General features: G+C 40.5%; 19 protein-coding genes. 4 read left to right on the forward strand and 15 right to left on the reverse strand.

The annotated features are described in order from the left end of the window. Positions 1-77 precede the first annotated feature (77 nt). The 3 genes from ZX61_RS06665 (at position 78) to ZX61_RS06675 (ending at position 1,307) form a co-directional block, all read left to right on the forward strand. Positions 78-503, forward strand: a complete 426-nt coding sequence (locus tag ZX61_RS06665; protein WP_049843898.1) for a phage protein — start codon at positions 78-80, stop codon at positions 501-503. 275 nt (positions 504-778) lie between these two features. Next, complete coding sequence (locus ZX61_RS06670) at positions 779-1,027, forward strand: type II toxin-antitoxin system Phd/YefM family antitoxin (RefSeq protein ID WP_049843899.1); 249 nt, start codon at positions 779-781, stop codon at positions 1,025-1,027. Further along, positions 1,017-1,307: a type II toxin-antitoxin system RelE family toxin gene (locus ZX61_RS06675; RefSeq protein ID WP_049843900.1), complete on the forward strand. Its 291-nt coding sequence runs from the start codon at positions 1,017-1,019 to the stop codon at positions 1,305-1,307. The genes ZX61_RS06670 and ZX61_RS06675 overlap by 11 nt, the downstream gene beginning before the upstream one ends. A 156-nt stretch (positions 1,308-1,463) precedes the next feature. Here ZX61_RS06675 and ZX61_RS06680 read toward each other — a convergent pair whose 3' ends face one another. The 12 genes from ZX61_RS06680 to ZX61_RS06725 all read right to left on the reverse strand — a co-directional run bounded on the left by ZX61_RS06680 (position 1,464) and on the right by ZX61_RS06725 (position 8,464). Next, complete coding sequence (locus tag ZX61_RS06680; protein WP_049843901.1) at positions 1,464-1,886, reverse strand: hypothetical protein; 423 nt, start codon at positions 1,884-1,886, stop codon at positions 1,464-1,466. A 150-nt stretch (positions 1,887-2,036) separates the two neighbouring features. Then, the gene (locus ZX61_RS06685) at positions 2,037-2,297 is read right to left on the reverse strand and encodes a hypothetical protein (protein ID WP_049843902.1); all 261 of its coding nucleotides are present in this window, start codon (positions 2,295-2,297) and stop codon (positions 2,037-2,039) included. A gap of 231 nt (positions 2,298-2,528) precedes the next feature. Further along, the gene (locus tag ZX61_RS06690) at positions 2,529-3,125 is read right to left on the reverse strand and encodes a hypothetical protein (protein ID WP_049843903.1); all 597 of its coding nucleotides are present in this window, start codon (positions 3,123-3,125) and stop codon (positions 2,529-2,531) included. A gap of 145 nt (positions 3,126-3,270) precedes the next feature. Then, positions 3,271-3,672 (reverse strand): hypothetical protein, encoded by a 402-nt coding sequence (locus ZX61_RS06695; RefSeq protein ID WP_150114970.1) that lies wholly within the window; start codon positions 3,670-3,672, stop codon positions 3,271-3,273. Positions 3,673-3,832: 160 nt separating this feature from the next. After that, positions 3,833-4,711: a hypothetical protein gene (locus tag ZX61_RS06700; RefSeq protein ID WP_049843905.1), complete on the reverse strand. Its 879-nt coding sequence runs from the start codon at positions 4,709-4,711 to the stop codon at positions 3,833-3,835. A 144-nt stretch (positions 4,712-4,855) separates the two neighbouring features. Then, positions 4,856-5,581, reverse strand: a complete 726-nt coding sequence (locus tag ZX61_RS06705) for a hypothetical protein (protein ID WP_049843906.1) — start codon at positions 5,579-5,581, stop codon at positions 4,856-4,858. 112 nt (positions 5,582-5,693) lie between these two features. Then, on the reverse strand, positions 5,694-6,362 hold the full coding sequence (locus ZX61_RS24315) for a hypothetical protein (protein WP_049843907.1): 669 nt from the start codon (positions 6,360-6,362) through the stop codon (positions 5,694-5,696). A gap of 233 nt (positions 6,363-6,595) precedes the next feature. Then, on the reverse strand, positions 6,596-6,736 hold the full coding sequence (locus ZX61_RS24320) for a hypothetical protein (RefSeq protein WP_200904221.1): 141 nt from the start codon (positions 6,734-6,736) through the stop codon (positions 6,596-6,598). After that, positions 6,729-6,884, reverse strand: coding sequence for a hypothetical protein (locus ZX61_RS24325; RefSeq protein ID WP_200904220.1), 156 nt, complete (start codon positions 6,882-6,884; stop codon positions 6,729-6,731). Before ZX61_RS24325 ends, ZX61_RS24320 begins: the two co-directional genes overlap by 8 nt. Further along, complete coding sequence (locus ZX61_RS06715; RefSeq protein ID WP_049843908.1) at positions 6,884-7,294, reverse strand: hypothetical protein; 411 nt, start codon at positions 7,292-7,294, stop codon at positions 6,884-6,886. Before ZX61_RS06715 ends, ZX61_RS24325 begins: the two co-directional genes overlap by 1 nt. A gap of 18 nt (positions 7,295-7,312) precedes the next feature. Beyond that, entirely contained in the window at positions 7,313-7,795 is a 483-nt protein-coding gene (locus ZX61_RS06720; protein WP_049843909.1) for a nucleotidyltransferase domain-containing protein, read from the reverse strand. A gap of 168 nt (positions 7,796-7,963) precedes the next feature. Then, positions 7,964-8,464, reverse strand: coding sequence for a GNAT family N-acetyltransferase (locus ZX61_RS06725; RefSeq protein ID WP_049843910.1), 501 nt, complete (start codon positions 8,462-8,464; stop codon positions 7,964-7,966). Between the two features lie 38 nt (positions 8,465-8,502). On the opposite strand from ZX61_RS06725, the gene ZX61_RS24230 reads away from it, so the two are divergent. Next, the gene (locus ZX61_RS24230) at positions 8,503-8,658 is read left to right on the forward strand and encodes a hypothetical protein (RefSeq protein WP_160316786.1); all 156 of its coding nucleotides are present in this window, start codon (positions 8,503-8,505) and stop codon (positions 8,656-8,658) included. Here ZX61_RS24230 and ZX61_RS06730 read toward each other — a convergent pair. From ZX61_RS06730 to ZX61_RS24695, 3 genes are all read right to left on the reverse strand, one after another. Next, positions 8,648-9,133 carry a hypothetical protein gene (locus ZX61_RS06730; RefSeq protein ID WP_049843911.1) on the reverse strand — a complete coding sequence of 162 codons (486 nt, stop codon included), beginning with the start codon at positions 9,131-9,133 and terminating at the stop codon, positions 8,648-8,650. The two genes, ZX61_RS24230 and ZX61_RS06730, sit on opposite strands and share 11 nt — an antisense overlap. Positions 9,134-9,271: 138 nt before the next feature. Continuing rightward, complete coding sequence (locus ZX61_RS06735) at positions 9,272-9,751, reverse strand: lecithin retinol acyltransferase family protein (protein ID WP_049843912.1); 480 nt, start codon at positions 9,749-9,751, stop codon at positions 9,272-9,274. Positions 9,752-10,603: 852 nt separating this feature from the next. After that, on the reverse strand, positions 10,604-10,845 hold a 242-nt coding region (locus ZX61_RS24695; protein ID WP_327196958.1), incomplete at its 5' end, for a hypothetical protein.

A 10,845-nucleotide genomic window follows, 5' to 3' on the forward strand; every position in this document is an offset into this window, starting at 1 on the left:
ATCAGTCTGCGCGCATCAAACGTCAGTACCCATTAATAAATGGGTCGAATTAATTTTACTATTAGAAGGAAGATCACATGAATTTGTTGAGTTTTCATCAGCTCGTCCACCGTCAGTTCATGGACATCAAACAAGCCGCTGCGTTTTTTCACTTGCAACCAATCACAGTCAAACGCTGGCTGATTGGTCATCATCCCGTGCCGCCGATGGCTGAAAAATTACTCTTGCTCAAATCTCGTGGCTATCTGCCGATCGACGAACGCTGGGATGGCTTTCGTGTGCATGAAGAACGCGCCACACTGATCACCCCCGAACGCCGCGAATTCAGTCCCAAAGAGCTGTTGGCCTTTGTTCATTGGCGTGACGAACACCGTCAATTGAATGAGCTATATGGCCATATCTATAACCCTAAACACTATCCGCCCAAGGTAAACAGGTTGCCATTTTCTGGTGGTGGACAACGGCGTCAACCGGCCCCTTGGATACCAAGTAAATTCAAGTAAAAATAAAGCCCGAATAGGCGGGCTTTATGGCTTCGTCAGCGAGATGTCTTTTAGTTTTCAGAAGTGAGAACACTGTTTATATACAGATATAAAAAGACGATCAATATGAAGTCATAATTTCGATTGCGCCACATCTGATAATCAACCGCGAATACCCTACTATCAGCAAAGTCGCCATGAAAAATACAAAGTAGTATTAACATTTGCGCCGCTTGTTATACTGCTTGGCTAGAGCTAAAATAACCGTAATAAAGACCTAATAAGAGACCTATTGTATGACCACAAGAATTTTAGCTGACGTCGCTGCAAGTATTACAGAATTAAAAGCTAACCCTATGAAAGTTGCAACTAGTGGTTGTGGCGAGCCGGTTGCCGTGCTGAATCGAAATGAGCCTGCTTTTTATTGCGTCCCTGCTCAAGCTTATGAAATGCTGGTGGATAGACTCGAAGATCTTGAGTTGCTTGCGATAGCCAAAGAGCGCGAATCAGAAGAAAGTATTTCGGTAAATATAGATGACCTATAAACTTGACTTTAAAAAGAGCGCACTTAAAGAATGGAAAAAACTAGGTGCGACGTTGCAACAGCAATTTAAGAAAAAGTTGATTGAGCGCTTGGAAACCCCCCATGTTCCAGCATCAAAGCTCACAGGGGCTGACAACCTGTATAAGATAAAACTTCGCCAATCCGGTTACCGATTAGTCTATAAGGTCGAAGACGATGTTATCACTGTTACTGTACTAGCCGTTGGTAAACGCGAACGTAGTGATGTTTACCGCAAGGCGATGCAACGTTTAGACAACTAATAGCACAATTCTATACAATATAGATTTTCGTTTTGCTTCTTAAAAGTTCAAAATATCTCCTTATATTGCTGCATACAACCTTAACCATACAAAACACAACGCACAGTAAAATGCCACGCGTAGCGAATCACTCTTAAATTTATTGTGATGCAGATTTTAGTTCACCACACTTTCCCATAAAGCTTCTAGCTCTGTGTCTGTTGGCTTACTAATGTACTTTTCACACGCTGAAGGGGCTTGATTGCAAACAAGAGCAAGGGTGAACTTTGTTTGCCACTCTTCAATACCTTTGCCCGTGATATATGCTTGCATCAAGGAATAAAGGTCGGATGTATAGATCTGGCGCTCAAACGGCAATTCAATAGCTTCAGTAACACATTTGCTATTTAGCTTATCAACACCTTCTTTCCACGATGCTAACTTAGGGTTTTGGTAACCAAGCCTATGGATGTCTGCTTCAGTTGAATATAGGCTTCTAGCACCTTCAAATTGGTCTAATATCAACTGCTCGCAGTTTAAATCGTTTGCAAAAGAGCTAAACGACAACACAATACTTAACACGCATAAAATGCGATTCATTTTTTGCTACCTTATAAAATTTGCATAACGCCTTGTAAGGTGTGAGCAACGCAACACCAAAGCCACCGCGTACCACCTTAAACACTAAACGCAACGCATCGCAAAAATGCCAAGCGTTGCGAATCACTCTTAAGTTAGTTGAACCTAACCTTAGCTTAATGTGTACTCACGCCACGGTATTTGAGAAGGATGCAAGTTTGCCAAGAACTTCACAATGTCATTACGACCTCGATAGGTAGCACGTCCTCGGGAATCCTGTGCCATTAATGTGACGGGCATACCTGGGAAATGGTGCATGAAAGCGTTTATTGTTTTTTCACTTTCATGTGCGGAATCAACAACGTATTTTTTTACAATGACAATAGCAAAGGTGATACCTTGCTCTTTAATTACTGCACCTTGAAACTTCATAAACAATCACCTAAACAGTTAAGCAAATATCCGATACATAGTGACTATCAAAATCACTCACCAATCATATGGGTATTAATGATATGAAATTCAAGGCACATTATCGATTTTAAACATAACGCCCTTTTAGGTGTGAACAACGCAATACCGATGCCGTCGAACACCACCAAACGCATCGCATAGTAAAAGTGCCATGCGTTGCGAATCACTCTTAAACAGTTTGTTATATTTTTACCATTCACGTAAACCTGTGACACTTAAGGGACACTCCCTCAAAGGTTGTGGCTCATACAGTGGATGATCCACAGTATCGGGATAGAAACCATTTTTTTGAATATCACGCTCAATTTCTCTAGCAGCCTTGACAAAAGACTCAAAAGTCTGAAAATTCGAGCTCCTAAAAGGAGCCGATGAAATTGAACACATGTGCATTGCTATAGCTTCATCATCGGTAAGTTCTGGTGGCTCAACTTCCAACGACTCCATAACTGTTTTTCCATGAGCGAATGCATCGCGCATTTCGAAACACTGTTTGGCTAATTGATAATTTTTAGTACCCAAATAGTTTGGTAAGTTTACAAATCCGAACAATCTCCTATGGAGGGATTTCCGCTCCATTTTTAATTCATTCCAATTTTTATCATAGATTTTACCAAAATGATTAAGCATTGCTTCTATAGAAAAAGCTGTGAAAGTAATCCCTGTTATACAGTGATGCTCTCGCTCCCAGTCTTCTTCAGCTCTTCTCGCCAACTCTAATGATGTATTTGCTACTTTGAAGCAATCACAAGCTGATCTAGCTTGAATTTTGACCGATATTTTCTTCATACTCACCTAAAAATATAACGCCGCATTAAGGTGTGAGCAACGCAATACCGACGCCGCCGCATACCACCTTAATCACTTAAATCAATGCATGATGAAAATGCCACGCGTTGCGAATCACTCTTGAACAGTTTGTTATACCGTTGCTTTACAGCTCGTCCACTCTTTCCTGTTGAATTTCTAAAGAAAAACTAATTTCGCTATCGACAGCATTGAATTCCCAACGATCATTGACTTGATCACCACCACACATATTTTTACATCCATAATGGGCATACCAGTCATAGGTTACTTCAACACTTCCAGTAAAGTTCAAAACAAGCTCGTCATCTTCGGTAAACTCAAGATCAGCTAATGAAACGCTTTCTACATCTAAGCTTCCCTCACACAACTCCGCTCTCATGTCATATTGAACGCACACAGATGCCATTCGTTCATAAAATGCAGACTCATGATGCAAAATTGAGTCCTGAATACTTTGCTGTAGTTGGCTTTCTTCCATATCCACGTCGACCACAATTGGTAACGTTATATTCAATCTACTGTTCACTTTAAATCCTACAATAAATATTTGTAATTGCTAAAACGGTATAACGCCGCGTTAAGTAGTGAGCAACGCCATCACTAAACCTAACCACACCACCTTAAACACAAAACCCAACGATGGAATGAAAAGTGCCATGCGTTGGGAATCTGTCTTAAACGCTTTGTTATGTAAAATTCCTACTTGATAGTGCTTTGAGCTTACTTAGCGTCTTGTACACCCCTTTTATAGACACAAACAAGACAATTAACGCAGACATATAACCAAACCAGTCTAAATGCCCGATACCAAAGTCGAAATTTGAAAAGTTAAATATCAAAGAAATAACTAGAGCAAACAAAGTAAGCAAGTGAGAAGTTCTAGCATCTTTTAAATCACCTATTACTTCAGAAACTCTAATGCCTCTTAGCTTTTTTGAAAGAATAGCACTGTGAATAGAGTCGAACTCGGAATTAGCAACAGCTTCTTCTGAGACTGTAGTCAGATGTGCGTCGTTCGCACATTCCTTAAGTAGACCATCTTTAGACTTCCATACCCAAACGACACCTTTTGATTGCAGGCGTGATGCATCTTTGGATGCTATAAGCCTACGCCCCAACATTGAATACATTCCAATTTGTATATCATCAATTTGTTTATACTCAAAGTAATCTATCAGAGTGTCTGCAGCGTTAAGCCCTTCACGTAACCAAACCTTATCTATTTGTTGATTAATATGATCTTTGTGTTTTTGGAAGTCCATTATGACTTCAGTAATACTTGCCTTCTCTGGCTCTAAACTTGATTTGTAGCTTTCCACTTCACGTTCAGAACATTGCGACACTGGGAGTTTTGAATAGAAATCAATTAATATCAAATCTATTGGCTTAGTTGGGTGCTGATCAATTCGACTCAATAATTCACTAATGTTACTGCATACCTCTATGTCCAAACGCTTGTTTGTACTATGTCTAGATTCAAAGCGCCCAGCTGTATCTTTGTCTGTATCAAAATAGACGATCGTATGCTTGACCTGCGGATGTTTTTCTTTCTTCCAATGAAACATAGTTTTCCTCTTTTTTACATAACGCCGCGTTAAGTGGTGAGCAACGCCAACCACCCTACCTAAACCATTGTGCCATAAACACTTAACCCAAAGTAAACCGAAAATGCCGAGCGTTGGGCATCCGTCTTGAACGCTTTGTTAAATTCATTTTTCTAGCGTACCGTAGACCCTTTCATACGACTCTACTAAGTCCAAAGTGGTTTGCCTTAGGACGAAAAAACAATTTGTGAAATCCGAAATATTGTTGCTGCGTCCATTTAAGACTATCGCGACGGTCGGATCAGCGAAGTTGTCAAAAAAGTTCGAGTTGAAATGTTTGTAAAATGCAACTTGCATATCTTGGTCAAGAAAGTCGAGATATGCTGACAATGAACTCTGCAAGTGTAACGCCTTTGGAGGAAAGTCATTAAACAGATAAAAGTGAAGGTCACGCTCGTGTACAACACCATTTCCGTCAATATATCGCGTACCTTTAACTTTGGTAACAAACGTTTTGTTGTTCAAGTAACCTGATAACTCATCTTCGGAGGGAAAAGTGGTGAACTTTTCATGAGGTTGCTCAGCTAAGACTCGAAACATTAAAACAGTTTGGTTTCTAACTGAACCAACAATCTTCTTCGCTATTTCTTTCGATTTGTTAATTCTATCTGCTTCAAGTTTAACGGATGTCATTATATAAAAAATATAACCTGCAACGACCGACATAGATAAGTTACTGATAATATCTGCAAGCTCCGCACCTCCAGGAAAGAGCTCTGTGACATCAAAAAACACAACATCCAACAAAATCACGACTGCAAGCGCTATAAATGCAAGTAAGCTTACTAGCATATTTTGCTTTAGCGCATACCAAAATGCTTGAGATACCACGATATTCCTCTATGAATTTAACGCCCAATTAAGGTGTGAGTAACGCTACCACAAAACTCAGCCAGACCACCGTAAATACTAAATTCAAATTTAACACCAAAAATGCCAAGCGTTAGGAATTACTCTTGAATTGTTTGTTATGTGTTTGTTTTATAATATTTTTCACTTCTTGTTTTACGTTTTTTGAAACCGTGTCAAGCATATCATCTAAGCTTATTGAGTACGTGATAAACGCACCTTGTCTCTGTAAATTTTCAAGAGATTGAATTTGTTGACTCATTAAATTACTCGTAATCTCTAGAGCTCCATCTAGGGCTTGCAATTCAGAAGAGTTAGCAAAAGTACACGCCCATTCTAATGCTGATGTGGACTTAACAAAAGAACGTTCCCAATTCCGCTTAATGGCTTCATTATCTTGGGCAGTTTGTTCTAAATCAGGATGGATAATGGCTCCATTTTTCAGTCTACAAGCCCATAGCGTTGACTCTTTGTAATCTTCGTATTTAGCTAATAAGTCATAATATGACTTTTCAAAATTAACAAAAGCCTCATACCTTTGAGAGTGTGCAAATTGATCTTTCCAAGTACTCAGTGCTCGATATGCAAAATATGCTGCACAAGTTGTGGCGACGCCACCAAGAAGTGCGCCAACCCCAGCTAATACATCTGTCCATTTCACTCCAACAAAGTAATCTCCAACAAATGTACAACCAAGCAAAAAGCCAAAACTAGTTGTTGTTAAAGTAAAAATGGCAACAACTGCTGTTCCTGTAACTTTCAAACATGTACTCCAAAATTGATAAAAACACTTAACAGTTATTAGACATAATAGGTCTGTACTTAGTTATAGAATCTTTCTATTTTCTTACTGGCTCGTACTAGGGCTAGCCATATTTTCGTCAACTTATCAGTGGCTTAAAATTAGAGCAATCAGTTGGTGCATTGAAATGCATATTAATTCTATATAATTTGCTTTCAATCAAAATTTGAGCGTAAGAGAAGTAAAAAACCGCCCTATTGAGCGGTTTTCTTTAGCGTCTGCGTCGGGTCTTTCGTCGCGGTGGCTTTAACAACCCGTCCACCTTTGAGCGTGTACCCTTTCTTGAGCTGGCCGTTTTGCTTGCGACCTTTGCACTTGCAACATCGTTTAGCCATGAGAGTCCTCCAGTTTGCGTATTCGTTGTTCCTGGTCTTGCTGCACCTTCTTAATCCAGTTGATGTCGGTTTTCAGCGCTGCAATGGTGCCTGCGCTTGAAACGACACCAGTGATTAGAGCGATGAGCATCGCTTCGAGTAATTCCATCATTGCCCCCTGAACTTGCCTGAGAAGAATTCCAGCAGATAACGGACCATGGCCCGCATGCCAAGGGTATCAATGACGACGGCGCCCACCACATACCAATACGGTTCGGGAATATTCTGCAGCGCTTCAAAGCCTTGTTCGACATACGGCGCGTAATCAGGAATGAAGGAAAGAATGAGCGGAATAAACACCACAAGCAGGATAAATTCGTCTTTAAAACCGCGCTCTCTAATGCTCACTTCATCAAGACTGCTGGCCTGCTCTTCGCCCTTTTGCAATCGGCGCACCCTCGCCTGATGTTTCTCCTGGTCGAGCTCATCTTTTCGCTTTAAGGCTTCCGCCTTATTGCGGTTATACTGCCTATAGGTTTCGAGTCCGCCATTAAACAAACTGACTATCGCACCAATCATGGGTACATTAAATGCTTGTTATCGCGCTGAACTTGAAGTTAACTGCTGAACGTCAATTAGGTCTACTTCCCTACCCAATATCTGTTTATACTCTACTAACTTATGAACAGGAATAACTTGTAATGCAATACCTTGATAAATTTTAGTAACTGACTGTGAGAAGTCGATTTCAAGTTGATGCCACGAACCATCCTGTGAAGATTGGATCTTGGTACGTTGAGCCAAGCCTATTTCAATTTTTTGATCTCGGTAGATTAGCTGGAAATACTCTAAGTCCCAGCCATATTCTGAGTAATGAGTTAGTGGCTTAGAGACGTACTGCGAAACAAGAGCTAATACTTTATTTGCATCAGAATTTTCGATATAGAGATCTATGTCTGCAACGTCACGATTACAACCATGAATCGTAGCCGCCAAGCCACCGACTATTTGATACTCGATTTCTTCCGACTCCAAGAGACCTTTGAGCCAGTTCAAGGCTACTTTTACTTTCTTGCTCATGTTGCTACCTCAGCCGACTCTGCCTTTGCGCCATAATGCCCTGTTAAGGCTTGAGCAACGCAATACAGATGCTTCCGCATACCACCTTAAACACTAACCGTAACGCATAGCAAAAATGCCAAGCGTTGCGAATCACTCTTAAATACCCTAGTATTTTCTATTCAACGCCTACAAAAACTTTTCTATGAGGACTTCGTCTACGTATTCCCCGCGAACTTTTGCATGCTTTTTTGCTGTACCTACAATTTCAAAGCCTTGTTTAAGATAAGCTGCTAAAGCTCGCTCATTATCACTACGAACGTAAGCAAATAGCTTTTCATAGCCCTTTTGTTTTGCGACTTCGAATGTCGAGTTGAAAAGCTCTTTTGAAACACCTTTACCACGAGCATTTTCACTGACAAACGTACCAATGATGCCTACGTGGTCAAAAGCTTTTGTGTATTGTGCGAATGGCTCAATGTTTTGGAAACCAATAATCGTTGATTCACTTCTGGGTAAAGCAACTGTAAACACACCACGCTCAGGAAACTGAGCAATGAACCCTTTTTCGTCTTCAGGCGTAAAGGTTGTGTCCAATACAGTGTATAAGCCTTCAACAATGATGGGATTGAGGATATTTGTAATGCCTTCAGCATCATCGAGAGTCACCTGACGTACAACTAAACTCATGCAATTTAACTCCTATTGTAATTAGAATAGTTTTGTACATGAGTTCAAGATTTACGGCAACAACTAAAGCCTTGGAGACGTATACCACCCCACTTAATAATTGTGCCCTAAACATTGAAGCCGATTTGTATGAAAGTGGTCAAGCGTTAAGAGTCCCTGTTAAGCGACTTGTTAGCTTTGCGCTTAACCGATAATGAGGTACAAAGCTGTAGCGGCAAAAAGTATCATACTGGCAGATTTTGCAATGTTATATAAGCGAGACTTATTCGGAGCTGTCTTATCAACGGATAGATGTTCAAACTTAGCTTCAATGCGTTTTATTGCTGCAAGCACTTCTGCTTGGTCACTTTTGCTTCTGAGTGCATCGGTAATTACATTCGTCCCAACGCCACCAAAAAGGAAAGTAAAAATAAATCCGAGCATAATTACATATTGCTTGAAAGAATCTAACCCAGTCAGTTCCATAATTTCTTTCTCGGTTAGATTGTCAATTCCGCTACCGGTTAAAGCAAACATTGTTAGCATAAAAGACGCATAGTAAATCAAGAAGCTACCGGATAATCCTTTCTCAAGGCGACTTATAGCGTTACTTGCCCAGTACAAAGGAAACAAACCCAAGGCACCATAAAGTAGCAAAAAAACCAGCAATAATTTCAGTGTATCGTGCACATATTCTCCAAAAAGCTAACGTCCTGTTAAGGTGTGGGCAACACAATACCAAAGCCGCCGCAAATCACCTTAATCACTAAAATTAACGCATAGTAAAAATGTCACGCGTTGCGAATCCTCTTAAACAGATTGTTATGCCTATTTTTTCTCCACTGCCCGTGCGGCTAAAACAGCTAGCCCTCCAAGCACAACAGCACCACCGAGCAACTTTGCTGCTTTTGGGTTTTCAGCGCACAACCCAACCAAAGCTGCACCTGCCGCTGCTCCTGATACTCCAGCAACAACTTGCGTCGAGCTAACTTTCAACCCTGTTGCCCACTTTGCAAAATGTTCACAGTTATTATCCGTTAGCGAATATACCCATGAACCAATCTTCGAACGAGAAAGCCGTAAAACTTCAGAAACAGGTCGATTGTATTTAATGTCTGCTACATAAGTGTGTTTGCCCTGAGTAACAACGTCCCAAGGCTCTTCACGCACTGTACCATTTCGTTTAGTCGCTGATATTAATTGAGGAAGACCTTTAGAGCAGAAAGTATCTGTTACGATAGACCAGTGCTGGTAACCGCCAAAATCACTAACAACAACGTCACCTGCACTTACAACAATATTTTTCATATGAATCCTTTCCATTAACTTACATATGCAATATGTGGTTTATAAATGAGAATTCAAGTACATAGTTACAGAATAGGCATAACGCCCGCTTAAGTGGTGAGCAACGCTACCACGACACTCATTTATTACACCGTAAACACAAAAGTCTATTCAAACTAAAACCGCCGAGCGTTGCGAATCCGTCTTAAAGCGTTTGTTAGGCTTTGGTAGGTTCCTTTCGGGTCATGCCCCCACCGTGCGAAAATATAAAAAGGCATAATTAAACAAACCATAAAAACACCCGAAGTTAAACAACTACGAAATACCTCTGGCATCAACTCAATGACCTTGTTTATGTTCTCTTCTGGTAGTTTCCCTTTAGCCACTAGTATCTCAATAACCAAGCTAGCCGGCCTATAACTCACCCATACTAAAAACCAAGAACATGCCGATACAGGTAAAAGAAATAATAATGGTTTTAATTGCCGATGAGGTAAGACGAAGAACAAGAGTGATATCGCAAAAATGACCGCTAAAAATGCTGTCCAAAAATGGATTCTCATGTCTTGAAGCCAGAAATGTTTCTCGACGTACATTAAGAGAACTAACGCGCCTAGTATGCTCACGAACAAAAACTTTCCGACTTCTTTCGTGGTTTCAAACCGAACCAAGATATACGCAACTACAGACCAGAATATGCTAATCCAACCAATGGTATCTAGTTCTAAGGAGAAGAATCTCGGATACGAGCTATTGGTCAATATTAAAACACCAATAATAACTCCTAGTAGCAAGTAAACTATTGCGAGTCTCACTAAAAGCCATACCAGTTTTATCATAAGTACCACGCTCCATGAGAAGCCTAACGCCCTGTTAAGGTGTGAGCAACGCAATACCGATGCGACCGCAGACTACCTTAAACACAAAACGCAACGCATAGCAAAAATGCCAAGCGTTGCGAATCACTCTTAAACAGATTGTTAATCTGCTTGGATTCAAGTACGAAGTGCGACACCTCTGAACATAAAAACAGTGAGATGCGATAATCATGAAGTTTGCTCCCGCCAAGAAGTAAAAAACATGAGATACACGCACCTCACTGAGAACGAAAGGTA

This window comes from Vibrio sp. VPAP30 (assembly GCF_001188205.1).
In the GTDB taxonomy this organism is placed as follows: Bacteria; Pseudomonadota; Gammaproteobacteria; order Enterobacterales; family Vibrionaceae; genus Vibrio; species Vibrio bivalvicida.